We start from the raw sequence: 19,440 nt of genomic DNA on the forward strand, positions 1-19,440 counted from the left end.
CGCGCCCGTGCCGGGGGGGGGGGGGGGGCGCCCCCCCCCCCCCCCCCCCCCCCCCGACGGGTGACCGCGCACGCGCTCGGCTGGCTACGCCCCGTCGGCGCCCTGCCGTCCCGCGAGATGCAGCAGGCCTGCCGCCGTGGTGCGGAACCCGCACCGCTCCAGATAGAACGTCTCCAGGTGAGCCTCGAAGTCGACATGCAGCCACTCGCAGCCGGCAGCCGCAGCGTCGTCGACCGCAGCCCGAACCAGGTCCGTGCCGATCCCCCGGTGCTGCCATTCCGGGTCCACCGCCGTGTCGAGCAGAAAGGCGTGCGCCCCACCGTCCCAGCAGACCTGGACGAAGCCCACCAGGCGGCCGGCGTCGAAGGCGCCGACCCAGGTCAGCGCATGTCGCTCCAGCCGCTCGGCCCACGGCGTGACCTGCCCGACCGCGCCACCGAAGGCTCGGGCGTGAAGGACGCTGAGTTCCACGTCGTCGACAGGGAAGCGCGACACCATCGAGATCGACACGCTGGCACACTATCGCGATGTTCCGGCATCGACCGGCGACCGCTCCCGCCGGGCGTCAGCGGGCGGCCGGCGGCGCGGACGTGACGGTCGGGTCTGGCGTGACGCTCGGGTCTGGCGTGACGCTCGGGGCCGACGTGACCGCCGGGGTGGTGGCGGTCTCGGCGAGCGCGGTGCGGAGGATGTCGTGCAGCGGCCCGTCGGGGTGGTCGATCCAGTGCTGGATGGCGACGCGCAGCGAGGCCAGGAAGGTCGCCGCCAGGACCCGGGAGCGCAGCGTCCGGTCGGGGCCGGTCAACCGCCGGGCGACGTCGTCGGCGAGTTCGCGCTCGATGGCGGTGTAGGCCGCGATCTGGTGCGCGACGAGGCCCGGGTGCCCGCGTAGCTGACGGCGGTGCAGCAGCCAGGAGGGTGGGGCGTTGCCGTACGCCTCGACGGCGAGGCGTTCGGCGGCCCCGCTCAGCACGGCCCACGGCGGCGCGTCGGCCGGCTGCCGGCGGACCAGCTCCAGCAGCCGGCGCAGCCGTACGGCGTCACCGTGGAAGACCGCCTCCTCCTTGCTGGAGAAGTAGTTGGAGAACGTCCGGCGGGAGACGTTCGCGGCGTCGGCGATGGCCTCCACGGTGACCCGGTCGAGCCCGTGCTCGGTGGCGAGGCGCAGGGCCGCCTCGTGCAGGGCGAGGCGGGTGGCCGCCTTCTTGCGCTCCCGCAGGCCGGTGGTCTCCTCCATGGGCGACAGCCTACGGGGCCGTGACTCAGTTCTCATCGCGCAAACTTGCACTTTGAGCAAGATCGGCAGATGCTTGTGTGCGGCAACCATCTGCGACAAGGGAGGCGGCGTGGAAACTGCCGGCCGCGAACTCGGTGCGAGGCTGTCCGAGCTGGTCAGGAGCGTACGGTTGATCAAACGGCACCGGGCCGACGTCCGGCCGGCCGTGCCCGTCGGCCTCGCCGGCCTCCTCATGCAGATCGAGAAGCTGCCCGCCGACTGCCACGCCCGCGAGCTGGCGGCCCGCAGCGGGCTCGATCCGTCGACCGTCAGCCGCGCCGTCGCCTCGCTCGTCAGCCACGGCCTGGTCGAGCGGCGCGCCGACCCCGCCGACAAGCGGGCCAGCCTGCTGACCGTCACCCCGGCCGGGCGGGCCGCCCTGACCGACACCTACGACTGGTACGGCCGGATCCTCGACACCGCGCTCGCCGACTGGACGCCCGCGGAGGTGGCGGCGTTCGCCACCGCGCTCGGCCGCTTCACCCGAGACATCGAGACCGTCCTCGGACACCACGACACCCTGGAGGCCGCGCGATGAGCGCACCCACCACCACGGCCGGCGACGCGCCGATGACACACCGGCAGACGCTGGAGGCCCTCAGCGGCCTGCTGCTGGTGCTGTTCGTCGCGATGCTCAGCGGCACCGTCGTCTCGACGGCGCTGCCGAACATCATCGGCGCGTTGAACGGGTCGCAGACCCAGTACACCTGGGTGGTCACCGCCACCCTGCTCACCGCGACCGCGACCACCCCGATCTGGGGCAAGCTCGCCGACCTGTTCAACAAGAAGCTCCTGGTCCAGGTCGCCATCGTCGTCTTCCTGGTCGGCTCGGTGATCGCCGGCTTCGCCCAGACGGCCGGCCAGCTCATCGCCGCCCGCGCGTTCCAGGGCATCGGCGTCGGCGGCCTCCAGGCCCTCGTGCAGGTCGCCATCGCCGCGATGATCCCGCCGCGGGAGCGCGGCCGGTACAACGGCTACCTCGGTGGCGTCATGGCGGTGGCGACGGTCGGCGGCCCGCTGCTGGGCGGGCTCATCGTCGACACGTCCTGGCTCGGCTGGCGCTGGTGCTTCTTCGTCGGGGTCCCCGTCGCCGCCATCGCGCTGGTCCTCCTCCAGTTCACCCTGCGCCTGCCGACGGTCCGTCGCGAGAACGTGAAGATCGACTACCTGGGCGCGGCGCTGATCGCCGCCGGCGTCAGCGTGCTGCTCATCTGGATCTCCTTCGTCGACGACTCGTTCGCCTGGGCCTCCTGGCAGACCGCCGCCATGGTGGGCGGTGCCGTCGTGCTGCTCGCCCTGGCCGTCTGGGTGGAGTCCCGGGCCGACGAGCCGGTCGTCCCGCTCGACCTCGTCCGCCAGCGGACCACCGCCCTGGCCATCCTGGGCAGCCTGGCGGTCGGCATGGCGATGTTCGGCGGCGCCGTCTTCCTCGGCCAGTACTTCCAGATCGGCCGCGGCTACAGCCCGACCGAGGCCGGGCTGCTCACCATCCCGATGATGGCCGGCGTCCTCGGATCGTCGATCATCGCCGGCCGGCTGATCACGAAGACCGGGAAGATCAAGCCGTACATCGTGTTCGGCGCGGTCGTGCTTGTCATCGGGTTCGCCCTGCTCGGCACCATCGACCACGAGACCTCGCTTCTGCTGGTCGGCGCGGCCATGTTCATCGTCGGTGTCGGGGTCGGCATGACGATGCAGAACCTCGTCCTCGCCGTGCAGAACACCGTCTCGCTCCGCGACATCGGCGCGGCCAGCTCGACCGTCGCGTTCTTCCGGTCGCTCGGCGGCACGATCGGCGTCTCGGTGCTCGGCGCGGTCCTCGCCCGGCGGGTGACCGACCAGATCACCACCGACCTCTCCGCCGCCGGCATCCCCACCTCCGGCAGCGCGGCGGGCGGCAGCCTGAACCTCGACGCCATGCCCGGCGCGGTCCAGCAGATCGTCCGCGCGGCGTACGGGGACGCCACCGGCCACATCTTCCTCATCTCCGCCGCGATCGCCGTCGTCGGCATCATCGCCGCGGTCCTGCTGAAGCCGGTCGGTCTGCGCAGCAGCCTGGATCTGCCCGACCCCGCCAGGTCGACGGCCGTGGCCGCCGACGCCGTCGACGGCGCTCCGGCCTTCGACCAGGTGACGGTGGACGCCGCCGGTCGGGAGGCGTCGGCGCGCCGCTGACGCGCAACCCACGACGGCGGGGCCGGCACCATCCTCGGACGGTGCCGGCCCCGCCGTCGTCGGGCACCCCGCGACCGGTCGGCGACGATCGGAAGCCGGCGTGTCCCTGTGGTAGGAATGCCGGATGGCCGGCATGCGATTCCAGCTTCTGGGACCGCTCGAGGTGCAGGTGGACGGCCGGCCAGTGCCGCTCGGCACGGCGAAGCAACGGCTACTCTGCGCCACCATGCTGCTGGACCCGAACGAGGTGCTGCGCACCGAGCACCTCGCCGAGATGCTGTGGGACGAGCCGCGGCCGGCCTCCGCGGCGGCCAACCTGAGGACGTACGCCCACGGGCTGCGCCAGGTCCTGCGCGACCGGTCGGACGGCGCGAGCCGGCTGCACACCGGCACCGGCGGCTACCTGCTCGCGGTGCGCCCGGGTGAGCGCGACCTCGACGAGTTCGAGGAGGCGGCGCAACAGGGCCGCGACGCCCGCGCCCGGGGCGACCTGCGGCAGGCCGAGGCGAGTCTGGCCCACGCCCTCACCCTCTGGCGCGACTCGCCGCTCGCCGGGCTGCCCCTGCCCCGCACGATCGCGGCACGCCTGACCCGGCTGCACGAGCAGCGCCTGATGGTCGAGGAGGAACACGTCCAGGCCAAACTCGACCTGGGCGCTTCCGCCGAACTGGTCGGACGGCTGCGCGAACACGTCGAGACCCATCCGCTCCGGCAACGCGGCTGGGGTCAGCTGATGACCGCGCTCTACCGTACGGGCGACGTGGCCGGCGCCGTCGACGCGTACCTGCGGCCCGGCGGGTGCTGGCCGACCAGCTCGGCATCGACCCCAGCCCTTCGCTGGAGGCGCTCTACCGCGACATCCTCGACCACCGCCCGCACCTGGTCGGCGAGCCGCAGCGCCCGCCGCCCGCGCGGATCGTGGTCCGCGGACTGCCTCCCACCGTCGACACCTTCGTCGGCCGGCGGGCCGAGGTCGACGCCGTGTGCGGCTGGCTCGGCGGATCGGCGACGAGCCCGGTCGTCGCCCTGCACGGCCCGGGAGGGGCCGGCAAGTCGGCGCTGGCCGTCCGGATCGCGCACCAGCTCGCCGACCGGTACCCGGGCGGCACGCTCTACGTGGACCTGCAGGGTGCGGACGCCGACCTGCCGCCCCTGAGGCCGATCGACGTCCTCGGCCGGTTCCTCCGCGCGCTCGGCGTGCCGGGCGGCGCGGTGCCGTCCGACGTCGGCGAGGCCACCGTCGCCTACCGGTCCGAGATCGCGGGCCGCGGCGTGCTCGTCGTCCTCGACAACGCCCGGGACGCCGCCCAGGTCAGGGCACTGCTGCCGGCGGACGGTTCGTGCGGCGTCGTGGTGACGAGCCGGCGGATGCTCGCGACGCTGCCCAACGGCCGGCACCTGGCCGTGGGACTGCTGTCGCCCACGGAGGCGGTCGAACTGCTCGCGGGCGAGTGCGGCGCCGACCGGGTGGCGGCCGAGCCGGACGCGGCCGAGCGCCTGGTGGAACTCTGCGGCATGCTGCCGCTGGCGATCCGGATCGTCGGCGCCCGGCTGGCGAGCCGGCCGGGGTGGCCCGTCGCCCGTCTGGTGGAGCGCCTCGCCGATCCCGGGCTGCGCCTCAGCGAGCTGGAGTTCGACGACCTCAGCGTCCGGCCGTCCATCGCGCTCACCTACGCCGCCCTGTCCGACGGCGGCGCCCGGGGGCAGCTCTGCGCCCGGGCCTTCCGGCTGATCGGCGGCACCCGCCTGCCCACCGTCACCGCCCGCGCCGTCGCCGCCCTCCTCGGCGAGCCGCCCGCGCTCGCCGAGAGCGTCCTGGAACGGCTCGCCGACGAGCGGTTGGTGGAGCCCCGGGAACCGGGCGTCTACGGCATCCACGACCTGGTCCGGCTGTACGCCGTCGAACGGGCCGAGGAGTCCGAGGACCTGCCGTCGCGCTGCGAGGCGTTGCTGTCCCGCGCGGCGGTCCACCTCGGGCTCGCCGACCACGCCGCCGCCCGCGACGCCGACGAGGCGGGGACGGTGGCCGTCCGGATCGGCGACCGCTACCTGCGGGCCGTGGCGCGGCAGGCGCAGGGCCGGATCGCCCGCGCGGCCGGGGACCGCAGCGCCGCGTCCGTCCTAAAGGCCGAGGCGCGGGAGTTGCTCGGTTCGGTGCCCGGCTACCGGGAGCCGCAGTACGCCGACTACTTCGGCCGACTCTGAGCCTGCGGGACCCCGACCGTCGGCGGCACGGACTGAGGACGGGTCGCCCCGCGGGAGAGACGACGGTGGGGAGGGACGGTGTCCCGTCCCTCCCCACCGTCGACGGTGCCGCTCAGGACAGGAACTTGTCCAGGGCGGCCTCGATGCTGCCGGAGTCCGGCGCCGCGTACGACTTCATGGTGCTCTTGTTGTACGAGATGAAGCTCGGGCAGCGCGCCGCCGGGGCGGTGACGGTGCCGCCGTCGCCGATCTTCTCGCCGGTCTTCGCGGCGTAGAAGGTCAGGGTGTAGCGCGACGAGATGTAGTCGATGGTGACCTGCTTGCCCGCGCTGTCCTTGTACTGGCACTTCTTCGGCGCGCCCTCGCTGCCCTCCACGAACTTCAGGCAGCCGACCACCGACACCGTCTCGAAGTCGGCGCTCTTGGCGTAGTACGGCTTGTCCGAGGAGACCGACTTCGACGACCAGAAGGTCGGCCGGTCGGGGTTGTTCGAGAACGTGTACGCCTTGGCGCCGGACGGGCCGTTGTAGGCGGCCGCGTTCAGGATCTGGCCACCCTCGCAGACGTTGGACAGGTCGCTGGAGTAGCGGGCGGTCACCGCGTTGTTGCTCGGCTCCTGCGTCTCCTGCTGCCCGGGGGTGGGGGAGGCATCCGTGCCCGGCGTGCCGGTGGTACCGGCGTCGGGGCTGGGGCCGGAGGTGGCGACCGTGATGGGCTCCTCGTCGTCACCGTTGACGAGGACGAGGCCGATGCCGGCGCCGCAGATGGCGAGCACGAGGACCACCGCGCCGGCGACCAGCCCGATGATCAGGCCCTTGTTCGACTTCTTCGGCGGCGGGAAGGGAGCGCCGAACTGCGGCGCCTGCGCTGGCTGCCCGTACCCCGGGTACCCACCCTGCTGCGGGGCCGGCGGCCCGCTCCAGGGGGTGACGTTCGGGTCTGGCTGCTGCCCTCCGTACGGAGGGTAACTGTCGCTCATGTGAAGCCCTTATCGCTGTCGACGTGTGCCCAGGCACGGGATCAGGGATCAGGGTAGTGAGCGCCGCAAACCGCGACGATGGGCGGCTGAACCCGAGGGGAGGCACAGTTCGGCACCGACGGTGCCGCGCGTGACTCTGCGTACGAGTTACGGCTCAGTACGTGGCGAGATGCCCGAACGTCCGGGGGTCGTGGACGGCGCGGATCCGGGCCGCCGGAAGGGAATTCCGTTGTGTGGCCCCCGGCCGCGGGCCGACGGGGCCGCCGGGTTCAGGGGTGTGACTAAGATCACTGAGTTGCGCGCCGAGATGTAGCCGACATTCGGCTAGGAGGGCCGCAGATGTCGGTCCGTCGGGGTTGTCCCGGCGCCGGTCGGCCCGGGCGCCTGCGCAGGGGCGCCCGGGCCGATCGCGCCGGTGGGCGTGGCCGGTGTCAGGTGGCCGTGCAGGTCACCGTCCCCGCCGCGGCGCCCCCGGCGGTGCTGCCGAGGAAGCCGAAGGTGGCCTGCGCGGCGGGGGCGAGTGCGCCGTTCCAGTCCACGTGCCGGGCGGTGACCTCGGCCCCGTCCTGCGTCAACCGGGTGTTCCAGGACTGGCTGACCCGTTGGCCGTCGGCGAACGCGAAGCGGACCGTCCATCCGGAGATCGGCGCGGCGCCGGAGTTGCGCACCGTCACCTCGCCCTGGAAGCCGCCCTGCCACTGGCTGACCACGCGGTAGCTCGCCGCACAGCCGGCGGCCGGACCGGTGGGCGTCGGCGTGGGGCTGCCGGTGGGCGTCGGGCTGGCGGTGGGGGTCGGGCTGCCGGTGGGCGTCGGGGTGACGCCGCCCAGCGCCGCGGCCAGGGCCGGGTACCAGCGGTCGGCCATCTTCTGGTCGCCGGCCGCGTTCGGGTGCACGCCGTCGTAGGTGTCGGTGGCCGTGCTGAACCCGGTCCACTGGTCGACCACCACCACCGGCGAGGCGGGGGTGGTGGTCGCCGCCGCCCAGCCGTCGATCGCGTCGTTGAGGGCCGTCACCCGCTGGCCGCACTCCGGGCACGTGGGCGGCGCCATGGGGATGATCTTCGCGACGAGGACTCTCATCGCCGGGTTGCTGGCCCGCATCTGGTCCACCAGCCTGCCGTACGCGGCGAGGATCGTGGCGGGCGGGATGTTGCTCCACACGTCGTTGGTGCCGAAGTGCATCAGGACGATGTCGGGCCGGGTGGCGGCGAGCCAGCCCGGCAGCAGGTTCTGGTTGGCCACGGTGGTCACCAGGTAGCCACCGTGTCCCTCGTTGTCGCCGTCGTGGGGCTGGCCGCAGCCCTGCGGGCCGAGCGTCCCGACGAAGTCGACGTCGGTGTGGCCGGTGGACTGGAGGCGGTTCCAGAGCACGGAGCGCCAGCAGCCGGGGGAGCCGGTGATCGAGTCGCCCAGCGGCATCACCCGCACCGGTGCGACGGCCGCCGGCCGGGCGGGAGCGGGGGAGGTGAGCCCGGCGGCGAGGGCGAGGGGGATCGCCGCCAGCGCGGCGAGCAGGGCGTGGAGCAGGGGCCTTCGGAGCATGGTGGAGGAACTCCTGTCACAGGTCGAGGTGCGGTGTGTGACGGCCCGGTTCTCCCCCGACAGTCAACCAGTAAAGTCGACGTATCTCAATGGAATCCCGTTTCACGCAAGGCATTCACGACCACTTTCTCTCAACATCGTCCTCATATCGTGAACATCAACAAAATTCACGATCATGAATGCGACGGCTAAGGTTTGCTCATCGTCCAGACCGCCTGTCGGGTGCGCCACGAGCCACCCGGAGGCCACCACAGTAGGAGGACCGGGAGATGACACTCCCTCGCACTCATCGGCGAACCCTCGCCGCTGCGGCCAGCGTGTTCGCCAGCGCCGCCATGGTCACCACCATGATCGGCGCGCCGGCGGCGGCCTCGGCCACCGGCGAGATCCTCAGCGCCGGTGGCGCGACCGCCGTGGCCGACAGCTACATCGTGGTACTCAAGGACACCAGCGTCGGCGGTCGCGCCGGCACCCGGCAGGGCGAGGTGAAGAGCACGGCGGGCTCCCTCGCCGCCCGCTTCGGCGGCAGCGTCGGCCACGTCTACGGTGACGCGCTCAACGGCTTCGAGGTGAAGCTGTCCGAGCGGGCCGCCAAGCGCCTCGCGGCGCACCCCGCCGTCGACTACGTCGAGCAGAACCACACCGTGTCGATGACGGCCACCCAGAACAACCCGCCGTGGGGCCTGGACCGCATCGACCAGCGGAACCTCCCGCTGAGCCGCACCTACACCTACAACAGCAGCGGCTCCGGCGTGACGGCGTACATCATCGACACCGGCATCCGGACCACCCACGTGGACTTCGCCGGTCAGGCCGTCGACGGCTACGACGCGATCGACAACGCGCTGCCGGCCGCCGACTGCAACGGCCACGGCACCCACGTCGCGGGCACCGTCGGCGGCAACACCTACGGCGTGGCGAAGGACGTCCGGCTGGTGGCCGTCCGCGTGCTGAACTGCCAGGGCAGCGGCACCTGGGCGCAGGTCATCGCCGGCATCAACTGGGTGACCTCGAACCACCAGGCGGGCCAGCCGGCGGTGGCGAACATGAGCCTGGGCGGCTCCACCAACGCCTCCCTGAACACCGCGGTGGCGAACTCGATCGCCGACGGCATCACCTACGCGGTGGCCTCCGGCAACTCGAACGCCAACGCCTGCAACTTCTCGCCGGCCTCCGTGCCGACGGCGCTGACCGTCAACGCGTCGCAGAGCAACGACGCCCGGGCGTCGTTCTCCAACTGGGGCACCTGCACCGACCTGTTCGCGCCCGGCGTGGGCGTGCTGTCGGCCTGGTCCACCAGCGACACCGCCACCTCGTCCATCAGCGGCACCTCGATGGCCTCGCCGCACGTCGCGGGGGCGGCCGCCCGGGTGCTCAGCGTCAACCCGAGCTGGACGCCCGCCCAGGTCCACTCGTACATCGTCAGCCAGGCCACGCCCAACGTGATCACCAGCCCCGGCACCGGCTCGCCGAACCGGCTGCTCTACCTGGCCCCCACCTTCTGATCGAACAGTCGGCACACCGGCCCCGGGGCGTGGACGCCCCGGGGCCGGCGCGCGTGCGGGGAGGTCGACGGGTGTCCATGTTGCGGGGGAGCCCGGGGCGCGCCTAAGCTGCCGTCAGTGGGAGCGCTCCCGGGCCCGTGGGCAGGGATCTGTCGCGAGCCTCCCGGCCGGACGATCCGCCTGCGGGCCGCCGGCGTGCGAACTGCCGTACCCGTCCGGGCGGACGTGGCGTCCCGCCGCCCTGCGCTGCCGGCACCCCCACCACCGATCGGAAGCGAAGGCACCCGCATGAAGCTCCTACCGCGCCCGTCCCGGCGCACCCTGGTCATGGCCGGCGCGGTCGCCGCGCTGACCGTCGCGGCGTCGGCCGCCGTCCCGGCCGCCGATGCCCAGGCCGCCACCGGCTGCGCCGTCACCTACACCACCAGCAGCTGGTCCGGTGGCTTCACCGCCAACATCACGATCAAGAACCTGGGCGAAGCGGTCGACGGGTGGACGCTCGGCTTCGCCTTCCCCGACGCCGGCCAGCGGATCGGCCAGGGCTGGTCGGCGACCTGGAGCCAGGCCGGCACCGCCGTCACCGCGCGCAGCGTGAGCTGGAACGGCGCGCTGGCAACCGGCGCGTCGACAAGCATCGGGTTCAACGGCACGTGGGGCGCCGCCAACCCCGCGCCGACGGCGTTCACCCTCAACGGCACCGCCTGCACCGGTGCGACCACGCCGACCACCCCGCCGGCCCCCACCACGCCGCCGCCCACGACCCCGCCGCCGACCACCCCGCCGCCCACGACCCCGCCGCCGGGCGGTCAGACGCCGGTCGCGGTCAACGGCCAGCTACGGGTGTGTGGGGTCAACCTGTGCAACCAGTACGGCCGGCCGATCCAGCTGCGGGGCATGAGCACGCACGGCATCCAGTGGTTCGCCCGCTGCTACAACGACGCCTCCCTCGACGCGCTGGCCGACGACTGGCGGGCCGACCTGCTGCGGATCGCCATGTACGTCCAGGAGGACGGCTATGAGACCGACCCCGCCGGCTTCACCAACCGGGTCAACGCCCTGGTCGACGAGGCCGAGCAGCGCGGCATGTACGCGCTGATCGACTTCCACACCCTGACGCCGGGCGACCCGATGCACAACCTCGACCGGGCCAAGACCTTCTTCGCCGCCGTCTCCGCCCGCAACGCCGCCAAGAAGAACGTCATCTACGAGATCGCCAACGAGCCCAACGGCGTCAGCTGGGCGACCATCAAGAGCTACGCCGAGCAGGTCATCCCGGTGATCCGCGCCAACGACCCGGACGCGGTGGTCGTGGTCGGCACCCGGGGCTGGTCCTCGCTGGGCGTCTCCGACGGCTCCAACGCCAACGAGATCATCAACAACCCGGTGAACGCGACCAACGTGATGTACACGTTCCACTTCTACGCCGCGTCCCACCGGGACAACTACCGGGCCGAGGTGGAGCGGGCCGCCGCCCGGCTGCCGTTGTTCGTCACCGAGTTCGGCACGGTGGACTACACCGGTGACGGTGGGGTCGACGTCGCCAGCAGCAACGCCTGGCTCGACCTGCTGGACCGGCTGAAGATCAGCTACGCGAACTGGACCTACTCGGACAAGGCCGAGGGCAGCGCCGCGCTGCGGCCGGGCACCTGTGCCGGGAGCACCTACACCGGCCCGGGCGTGCTCACCGAGTCGGGCGCCCTGATGCGCGAGCGCATCCGTACGCCGGACAACTTCCCCACCGCCTGATCCCGTTGCCGCGCGAGGCCCCGCCGCACCCGGCGGGGCCTCGCCGTGCTCGTCTCGAACGGGTCGCCGGCCGGCGGAGGATCCACCCGCGGGACCCTGTCGAGCTGATGTCGTGGACGATTCACCGCCGCCCGGTGCCTCGGCCGCCCGGAGACCGCCTGATGTCACAGACGACTCAGCTCGACAGCGTCACGCGACCCTTCCGCCGCGGACCGGCTCGGCGACCACCACCGCAGCGCGGCGCGCGGAACCCACCCGTCACCGGGCCGGCGGCCGCGTGACCGCAGCCGACCGGTCGCACCGCGCGCCCTCAGGCGGGTACGGCGTGGTCCGACTCGAACCGCTCCCGGGTCAGGAACGCCAACTGGGCCCGCTTGTCGGGCATGTCGATCTCGTCGGCGAAGGTGAACCCCTCCCGCCGCAACCGGTCGAGCGCGCGCTCGTTGCGGACGTCGGGCTCGACGACGATCCGCAGCCGGGTGGGGTCGGCGAACAGGTAGCGGGCGAGGGCGGGGCCGATGGCGGTCGTGAGGCCCTTCGGCGGGCGCCTCCCGGGAGCGAGTAGCAGGTGCATCCCGACGTCGCCGGGGCGCACGGTGTAGCGCTCACCGACCGGGTCCGCCTCCGGCTGGTAGGTCTGGAACAGGCCGATCGGCGCGTCGTCGAGCAGGATCAGGTACGCGTGGTGGGTGTCGAGGCTGTCGACGAACTCGTAGATCTCCCGCACCTCGTCGACCGAGTGTGAACCCATGCCCCAGAACGCCGCCCGGGGCTCGGTCACCCAACCGTGCACCAGCTCCGCGTGGGCCTTCGGGTCCAGCGCGACGAGCGACAGCTTGCCGAAGCCGGGGATGTTCTCCTGATATGTCACGGTGCCGCGTCTCCTGGTTCTGGGGTGAGTTCTCGCCAGTCGGTGACCACCGGAACCAGCTCGCCGCCGGCCCACAGTGGCAGTTGGTCGTCGAAGTGCGGGTCGCCGGGGCGCCCGGACGCGCCGAAGGGGACGATCCAGCGGCTCTGCGCGCGGTCGGTCAGGTCCCACACGTAGCGGGCCACCGGGCCTCGCCAGCACGCGTCGGACACGCCGGGCACGCTCGACGTGGCCAGCACGCAGTCGGCGTCGCCGGCCAGCGCGACCCGCTCGCGCATGCCGCGTACCGCCTCGTCGACGGCCGCCGCCACGCCGAGGTGGACGGGGTGCAGCACGTGCCGCCGGCCCCACGGCCCCGGCGGGTCGCCCGCCGCGACGTCCTCGAGCGCCCCGGCCGCCACGGGGCCGATCTCGCCGCCGAGGCGGTGCAGCCCGGTGGCCACCCCGTCCAGGGCGTGGCCGATGCGGGACAGCGGGTCGGTCCACGGCGCGAACAGGCCGTCGAACGCGCTCGGGGCGTCGCGCAGCGGGCGCAGGCACGGGTGGTCGTACAGTCGGCGGGCCAGGGCCGCGCGCCAGGCGGCCCAGGCGCCGGCGTCGGCGCTGTCGGCCCGCATGTCCCCGTCCCACGCGGTCAGCCGGTCCCGCAGGCGCCGGGCCGGTTCGCTGAGCCCGCCGGGGTCGACCCGGTCGAGCACGCCGCGCAGCGTCCCGGCCTCCAGCCGGGTGTCCATGTGTACGGCCTCCGCCCGGGCGCCGTCGGCGAGCAGGGTGCGGATGCGGCGGGCCCGGTGCGGCGGGGCGAAGCCGGTGCCGAGGTCCGCCACGTCGGGGCGGCGGTCGTTGGCGCAGACCGCGAACCCGTCGACGGCGGTGCGGCGCGGCTCGGCGTAGCCGCCGTGCCACCGGTACCGGGGATCGTCGCCGGGCACCGGCTCGCGGCGGCACCGGTCGTCGCGCAGCGGAACGAGCCCGGCGACCAACTGGTGGACCGTTCCGCGCCGGTCGGCGACCAGGACGCTGTTGACCGGCTCGACCCAGTCGCGCAGCGCGTCGGCGACGTCGTCGGCGCTGCGGGCCCGCAGCAGCGGCAGCAGCGCGTCGAAGCCCAGCCGCTGCTCGACCCGGCTCGGGGTACGCAGGCTGATCGCCTCGCCGGTGCCCCGGTCGTGGTCGACGACCGGTCCGCGCGGCGTCTCGATCACCTCGACGGACTCCGGTTCGCCGCCGCGGACCTCGATCCGCTCGACGTGCCGGTGCGCCGGCGCCCAGCCGTCCGCCTCGCGGACGAGGACCCGGTCGCCGTCGTGGCGCAGCTGTTCGCGGTAGAGGTCCTGGTAGTCGGCCATGGCGTTGGTGACGGCCCAGGCGACCTCGCCGGCGTGTCCGAAGTGGGGGAGGCCGGGGACCCCGGGGAACGCGAAGCCGAACACGTCGAACTCGGGGCAGGCGAGGCGCACCTGCTGGTAGATGCCGGGCAGTTCGAGGATGCGATGCGGGTCGCCGGCGACGACCGGCGCCCGGCCGGTGCCGGGGTCGCCGGGCACGGCCCAGGCGTTGCTGCCCGATCCGTCGGGGCCCTCGACGGCGAACAGGTCGGTCGCGGACGGGCCGAGGGTGGCGGCGACGTGGGCGTGCCACAGCTTGTTGGGGAAGGTGGAGAAGAGCACGTGCTGGACGAGGAAGACCCCCAGCGGTGACCACGGCCGCCACCGGCCCGGGGCGCAGCCGACCGCCGCGAACTCGGGTGCCGCGGCGGCGCCCTCGGCGAGCCCCTCGTTGACCCCGTCGACGTACGCGCCGACCCACCGGCGGGTGGCGGGGGCGAGCCGCTCGAAGCAGCGCCGGGCGGTGTCGTCGAGGCGGGCCCGCCGGGCGAACATGTCCCAGCCCAGCTCGGCGGGGCCGACGTGCTCGGCGAGCCGGCCCTCGGAGCGCCACCGTTCCACTTCGATCTGCCAGGCCCGGTCGACCGCGGCGACCCGCCCCTGCAACCGGGCGAGGTCGTCGACGCTGTCGGCGCGCAGGTGCGGGACACCCCACCGGTCGCGATGGACGCCGGTCATCGTGGCGCCTTGCGGATGAGCGGCCGTCCCACCTGCCACAGGAATGTCAACTTAGGCTACCCTCCCCTAACTGAGGCAGACCTTACCTGGAGGGGTGCGTGAAGCGAAACTGGGAAGCCCTGGTGCTCAAGGCGATGGGTGGCCGCGAATTCCGGCTGACCGTGCTCGGCACCGAGTCCGTCGGCGAGCACTACCGTCGACTGCGCATGGACGGCGGCGGGCTGCTGGAGGCGTGCGGCGTGCACCCCACCATGTGGGTGCGGCTGTGGTTCGACAACGACGGCAAGCCGCACCAGCGCGCGTACACCCTCGTCGACCCCGACCCGGCGACCGGGCGGTTCGACCTGGAGTTCGCCATCCACGACGGATGCGCCGCCCGCTGGGCCGCCGCCGCCCAGGCCGGCGACACCATCGACGCGACCGTGCAGGGCACCGGGTTCAGCCTGCCGGACCCCGCCCCGCGGCACCTCTACCTGGTCGGCGACGCCGCCTCGCTGCCGGCGGTGAACAGCCTGCTCGCCGCGGCTCCCGACACCCCGGCGACGGTCTGGCTGGAGTACGCCCACGAGGGCGAGAAGGAACTGGCGCCGCGCGCCCACGCCAAGCACCAGGTCACCTGGGTGCCGCGCCGCGACGAGGGGCAGCACCTGGTCGAGACCGTCTGCGCGGCCCTGCCCGCCGCCGAGGACGCCCACTACTGGGTGGCCTGCGAGGCGGCCAGCACGCGCGGCATCACCAAGCACGTACGGCGGACGCTGGGCGTCGGCAAGCACCAGCTCACCTCGCTGGCCTACTGGAGCGCCAGGTGAGGGGTCGGCTCGGCACGCTGACCGCGCTCTACGTCACGCAGTACCTCGGCATCGGCTTCATCACCGTCGGGCTGACCGCCATCCTGCGCGACGGCGGCACCTCCCTCGACACGCTGGCGCTGCTGCAGTTCGTCGGTCTGGTCTGGCCGATCAAGTTCCTCTGGGCGCCCATCCTCGACCGGTACGGCTCCCGCCACCGCGGCCACTACCGGTCCTGGCTGCTGGTGCTCCAGGGCGGTCTGGTGCTGGCCCTGCTGGCCCTGCTGCCGTTCGACCGCCCGGCCGGGCGGCTCGGCCCGGTCGTCGCGATCTGCGTCGCGTACGTGTTCCTCTCGGCGACGCAGGACATCGCCGTCGACGCCGTCGCCGTCCGGCTGCTCTCCGAGCGGTCGCGGGGGACCGGCAACGGCATCCAGGTCGCCGCGAGCTACGTCGGCAACCTGCTCGGCGGCGGCGCCTGCGTGATCGTCTACGACCGGTTCGGCTGGGCGCCCGCGATCCTGCTGCTCGCCGCGCTGACCGCCGTCGGCCTGCTGGTGGTGTGGCGGTTCCGCGAGCCGGACCGCACCGACCGCGTCGCCAGCGCCGGCCAGGCCTACCGGGCGCTGCTGTCCGTGCTCGGGCAGCCCGGCTGCCGCCGCTGGACCTTCGGCGTGGTGCCGCTGGTCTACATCGGCGCGGGCGCGACGTACGCCCTGGTGACGCCGGCCCTGGTGGACGCGGACTGGTCGCTGGGGCGCATCGGCGTGGTGACCGGCGTGGTGACCAGCCTGCCGGCCATCGTGGCCGGTCTGGTCGCCGGGGCCGCGATCGGGCGGTTCGGGCGCGCCCGCGTGCTCGTCGCCGGGGGAGTGGCCCTCGCGCTGTCCACGGCGATGCTGCTGCCGTTGATGAACGGCCGGGCCCCGCTCGCCGGGACGGTCGCCGCGCTCTGCTGCTTCATGGCCGCCTACACGGTCGCCAACGTCGTGCTCTACACGGTCAACATGGACTACTCCCGGCCCGGCACGGGCGGCACGGACTTCACGGTGCTGTCGTCGTTCGGGTTGGTCTGCTCGTTCGTGGCGGCCTCCATCGCGCTGGCCGCGGCCGAGGTGTTCGGCTATCCCGCGGTCGCGGTGGCCTCCGTCGTGCTGGTGGCGCTCGGCGTCGCGCTGGGCCTCGGGCACCAGCGGCGATTCCCGCCCCGATCCGTTGTGGAGCCGGGCGAGCGGGAGTTGACGAAGGTGTCGGGCTGAGTGATATCGCTCAATGTGGGCAACGATGTTGACACCTGCTTAGGTTAGGGTAACCTAAGCTCGCTCGATCACCGAGTGCGGGCGGATGGTGACGTCCCGCCATCTCGCCCCACCGTCCATTTCCGACCGCTGAGGACCCGCATGAGCCTGCCCGGATCCACCGTCCAGGTGCCTTCGACCGGGGTGACCCCCGCCTCCGACGGCGCCCGCGCCCACCTCTTCACCGCCGGCACGGTCGAGGACTACCGGCGCGTGCTGGCCGAGGGGATCGGCCGGGTCGCGACCCGGATGGCCGAGGTGGACCGGCCGTTCACCGGCGTGGCACCGGACGAGCTGGTGCCGCGGATCGCCGGCATCGACCTGGACCGGCCGCTGGGCGACAGCGGCGCCGCGCTCGACGAGTTGCACGACGTCTACCTGCGCGACGCCGTCTACTTCCACCACCCCCGCTACCTGGCGCACCTCAACTGCCCGGTGGTGATCCCGGCGCTGCTCGCGGAGGCGGTGCTCAGCGCCGTCAACTCCTCGCTGGACACCTGGGACCAGAGCGCCGGCGGCACCCTGATCGAACGCCGCCTCGTCGACTGGACCGCCGACCGGATCGGCCTGGGGCCGGCCGCCGACGGCATCTTCACCAGCGGCGGGACCCAGTCCAACCTCCAGGCGATGCTGCTGGCCCGCGAGGAGACCTGCGCGAACCTCGTCGGCCGGGCGACCGAGCGGCAGTCCCGCCCGGAGCTGCTGTCGCGGCTGCGCATCATCACCTCGGCGGCCGGCCACTTCAGCGTGCAGAAGGCGGCCAAGCTGCTCGGCCTCGGCGCCGACGCGGTGGTCACCGTGCCCACCGACGCCGACCGGCGGATGCGCACCGCCGACCTGGCCCGGGAGATCGCCCGGTGCCGGGAGGAGGGGCTGGTGGTGATGGCCGTCGTCGCCACCGCCGGCACCACCGACTTCGGCACCATCGACCCGCTGCCGCAGATCGCCGACATCTGCGCCGCCGCCGGCGTCTGGCTGCACGTCGACGCCGCGTACGGCTGCGGGCTGCTGGTGTCGCCGACCCGGCGGCACCTGCTCGACGGCATCGAGCGGGCCGACTCGGTCACCGTCGACTACCACAAGTCGTTCTTCCAGCCGGTCAGCTCGAGCGCGCTGCTGGTGCGTGACCGGCGCGTGCTGCGGCACGCCACCTGGCACGCCGACTACCTCAACCCGGCGCGGATGGTCGAGCAGCGCATCCCCAACCAGGTCGACAAGAGCATCCAGACCACCCGCCGCTTCGACGCCCTCAAGCTCTGGCTGACCCTGCGGATCATGGGGCCGGACGCGGTCGGCGAGCTCTTCGACGAGGTGGTCGACCGCGCCGCTGCCGCATGGCAGCTGCTCACCGAGGACCCCCGCTTCGAGGTGGTGACCCGGTCGCAGCTGAGCACCGTGGTCTTCCGCTACCTGCCGGCCGCCGCCGGCCGGGAGGTCGTCGACGACGCCAACCTGTACGCCCGCGAGGCGCTGGCGGCCTCCGGCGCCGGCCTCGTCGCCGGGACCAAGGTCGACGGCGCGCACTACCTCAAGTTCACCCTGCTCAACCCCGAGACCACGATGGACGACATCGCCCACGTCCTCGACCTCATCGCCGAACACGCCGGCTGGTACGCCCAGACCAGGGCCACCGCCGAGCTGTCCTGCCCCGTCGGCTGACGATCCGCCCCCCGCTCTGGAGAACCGCATGTCGACGCACGACTTCATCGCCGTCGGGCTGGGCCCGTACAACCTGGGCCTGGCCTGCCTGACCGAGCCGATCGACGAGCTCGACGGGCTCTTCCTGGAGGCGCGGGACGCCTTCAGCTGGCATCCCGGGATGCTGCTGGAGTCGACCCGGCTCCAGACCCCGTTCATCGCCGACCTGGTCACGCTCGCCGACCCGACCTCGCCGTACTCCTTCCTGAGCTACCTCAAGGAGTCCGGGCGGCTGTACCCGTTCTACATCCGGGAGAGCTTCTTCCCGCTGCGCAGCGAGTACGACGACTACTGCCGCTGGGCCGCCGGCAAGCTGCGCAGCGTCCGGTTCGGGCAGCAGGTCACCGCCGTCGGGTTCGACCCGGCCGACGAGCACTACACCGTGCGGGTCACGGTGACGGCCACCGGGGAGTCGGTCACGTACCGGGCCCGGCACCTGGTGCTCGGCACCGGCACCCCGCCGTACGTGCCGGAGGCCTGCGCGGGGCTCGGCGGCGACGTGATCCACAACTCGCGGTACCTGGAGCACCGGGCGGCGCTGCGCGCGAAGCGGAGCATCACCGTCGTCGGCAGCGGGCAGAGCGCGGCGGAGATCTACCACGACCTGCTCGGCGACATCGACGCGTACGGCTACCAGCTCAACTGGGTGACCCGCTCGCCCCGGTTCTTCCCCCTCGAATACACCAAGCTCACCCTCGAGATGACCTCGCCGGACTACGTGGACTACTTCCACGCCCTGCCGGAGCCCACCCGCTACCGGCTGGAGTCCGAGCAGAAGGGGCTGTTCAAGGGCATCAACTCCGACCTGATCAACGAGATCTACGACCTGCTCTACGCCAAGAGCATCCCCGGCCCGGTCCGCACCCGACTGCTGACCAACACCGCGCTGACCAGCGCCACCCACGACGAGTCGAACGGGACGTACACCCTGGGCCTGCGCCACGTCGAGCAGGAGCGCGACTTCACGCTGGACACCGAGGGGCTGGTGCTGGCCACCGGCTACCACTACCGGGTGCCGGAGTTCCTGGAGCCGGTGCGCGACCGGATCCGCTGGGACGCGCACGGGCGCTTCGACGTGGCCCGCAACTACAGCATCGACCACACCGGACGGGGCATCTTCCTGCAGAACGCCGGCACCCACACGCACAGCGTCACCTCGCCCGACCTGGGCATGGGCCCGTACCGCAACTCGTGGATCATTCGGGAGCTGCTGGGCCGCGAGCACTACCCGATCGAGAAGGGGATCGCCTTCCAGGAGTTCGGCGTGCCGGCCGGGGCCGCGTCGTGAC

At 73.0% G+C, this 19,440-nt stretch carries 15 protein-coding genes and 1 pseudogene; 10 read left to right on the forward strand and 6 right to left on the reverse strand.

Going from position 1 to position 19,440, the window contains the following annotated elements; translation table 11 throughout:
* Positions 1–84: 84 nt before the first annotated feature.
* Together ACLQ22_RS29620 and ACLQ22_RS29625 are read right to left on the reverse strand one after the other, a co-directional pair.
* Positions 85–510 carry a GNAT family N-acetyltransferase gene (locus tag ACLQ22_RS29620; RefSeq protein ID WP_425695206.1) on the reverse strand — a complete coding sequence of 142 codons (426 nt, stop codon included), beginning with the start codon at positions 508–510 and terminating at the stop codon, positions 85–87.
* Between the two features lie 55 nt (positions 511–565).
* Positions 566–1,237, reverse strand: a complete 672-nt coding sequence (locus tag ACLQ22_RS29625) for a TetR family transcriptional regulator (RefSeq protein WP_425695207.1) — start codon at positions 1,235–1,237, stop codon at positions 566–568.
* A 109-nt stretch (positions 1,238–1,346) separates the two neighbouring features.
* Here ACLQ22_RS29625 and ACLQ22_RS29630 point away from each other — a divergent pair, with 109 nt between their 5' ends.
* From ACLQ22_RS29630 to ACLQ22_RS29645, 4 genes and pseudogenes are all read left to right on the forward strand, one after another.
* A complete protein-coding gene (locus ACLQ22_RS29630) occupies positions 1,347–1,814 on the forward strand; it encodes a MarR family winged helix-turn-helix transcriptional regulator (RefSeq protein WP_233599799.1) in 468 nt (155 codons plus the stop codon).
* A complete protein-coding gene (locus tag ACLQ22_RS29635) occupies positions 1,811–3,451 on the forward strand; it encodes an MDR family MFS transporter (protein WP_425695208.1) in 1,641 nt (546 codons plus the stop codon). The genes ACLQ22_RS29630 and ACLQ22_RS29635 overlap by 4 nt, the downstream gene beginning before the upstream one ends.
* Before the next feature lie 274 nt (positions 3,452–3,725).
* A pseudogene (locus tag ACLQ22_RS29640) lies at positions 3,726–4,175 on the forward strand (AfsR/SARP family transcriptional regulator); the annotation flags it as partial.
* A gap of 74 nt (positions 4,176–4,249) precedes the next feature.
* Positions 4,250–5,656 carry a hypothetical protein gene (locus ACLQ22_RS29645; RefSeq protein WP_425695240.1) on the forward strand — a complete coding sequence of 469 codons (1,407 nt, stop codon included), beginning with the start codon at positions 4,250–4,252 and terminating at the stop codon, positions 5,654–5,656.
* A gap of 112 nt (positions 5,657–5,768) precedes the next feature.
* Here the strand turns inward: ACLQ22_RS29645 and ACLQ22_RS29650 are convergent, their stop codons facing one another.
* Both ACLQ22_RS29650 and ACLQ22_RS29655 read right to left on the reverse strand, forming a co-directional pair.
* Complete coding sequence (locus ACLQ22_RS29650; RefSeq protein ID WP_425695209.1) at positions 5,769–6,635, reverse strand: hypothetical protein; 867 nt, start codon at positions 6,633–6,635, stop codon at positions 5,769–5,771.
* 431 nt (positions 6,636–7,066) lie between these two features.
* On the reverse strand, positions 7,067–8,179 hold the full coding sequence (locus ACLQ22_RS29655; RefSeq protein ID WP_425695210.1) for a cellulose binding domain-containing protein: 1,113 nt from the start codon (positions 8,177–8,179) through the stop codon (positions 7,067–7,069).
* 269 nt (positions 8,180–8,448) lie between these two features.
* On the opposite strand from ACLQ22_RS29655, the gene ACLQ22_RS29660 reads away from it, so the two are divergent.
* Positions 8,449–9,684, forward strand: coding sequence for a S8 family peptidase (locus ACLQ22_RS29660; RefSeq protein WP_425695211.1), 1,236 nt, complete (start codon positions 8,449–8,451; stop codon positions 9,682–9,684).
* A gap of 288 nt (positions 9,685–9,972) precedes the next feature.
* Positions 9,973–11,430: a cellulase family glycosylhydrolase gene (locus ACLQ22_RS29665; RefSeq protein WP_425695212.1), complete on the forward strand. Its 1,458-nt coding sequence runs from the start codon at positions 9,973–9,975 to the stop codon at positions 11,428–11,430.
* 310 nt (positions 11,431–11,740) lie between these two features.
* On the opposite strand, the gene ACLQ22_RS29670 is transcribed toward ACLQ22_RS29665, so the two are convergent.
* On the reverse strand, positions 11,741–12,301 hold the full coding sequence (locus ACLQ22_RS29670) for a GNAT family N-acetyltransferase (protein ID WP_425695213.1): 561 nt from the start codon (positions 12,299–12,301) through the stop codon (positions 11,741–11,743).
* Complete coding sequence (locus ACLQ22_RS29675) at positions 12,298–14,367, reverse strand: penicillin acylase family protein (protein ID WP_425695214.1); 2,070 nt, start codon at positions 14,365–14,367, stop codon at positions 12,298–12,300. The genes ACLQ22_RS29670 and ACLQ22_RS29675 overlap by 4 nt, the downstream gene beginning before the upstream one ends.
* A 98-nt stretch (positions 14,368–14,465) precedes the next feature.
* Between ACLQ22_RS29675 and ACLQ22_RS29680 the strand changes: the two genes are divergently transcribed.
* The 4 genes from ACLQ22_RS29680 (at position 14,466) to ACLQ22_RS29695 (ending at position 19,439) form a co-directional block, all read left to right on the forward strand.
* Entirely contained in the window at positions 14,466–15,176 is a 711-nt protein-coding gene (locus ACLQ22_RS29680) for a siderophore-interacting protein (protein ID WP_121397772.1), read from the forward strand.
* The gene (locus tag ACLQ22_RS29685) at positions 15,173–16,414 is read left to right on the forward strand and encodes an MFS transporter (RefSeq protein WP_425695215.1); all 1,242 of its coding nucleotides are present in this window, start codon (positions 15,173–15,175) and stop codon (positions 16,412–16,414) included. The genes ACLQ22_RS29680 and ACLQ22_RS29685 overlap by 4 nt, the downstream gene beginning before the upstream one ends.
* Positions 16,415–16,555: 141 nt before the next feature.
* Complete coding sequence (locus ACLQ22_RS29690) at positions 16,556–18,112, forward strand: pyridoxal phosphate-dependent decarboxylase family protein (protein WP_425695216.1); 1,557 nt, start codon at positions 16,556–16,558, stop codon at positions 18,110–18,112.
* A gap of 28 nt (positions 18,113–18,140) precedes the next feature.
* The gene (locus ACLQ22_RS29695) at positions 18,141–19,439 is read left to right on the forward strand and encodes a lysine N(6)-hydroxylase/L-ornithine N(5)-oxygenase family protein (protein ID WP_425695217.1); all 1,299 of its coding nucleotides are present in this window, start codon (positions 18,141–18,143) and stop codon (positions 19,437–19,439) included.
* Position 19,440 lies beyond the last annotated feature (1 nt).

This window comes from Micromonospora sp. DT178, assembly GCF_049841695.1.
Taxonomy (GTDB): domain Bacteria; phylum Actinomycetota; class Actinomycetes; order Mycobacteriales; family Micromonosporaceae; genus Micromonospora.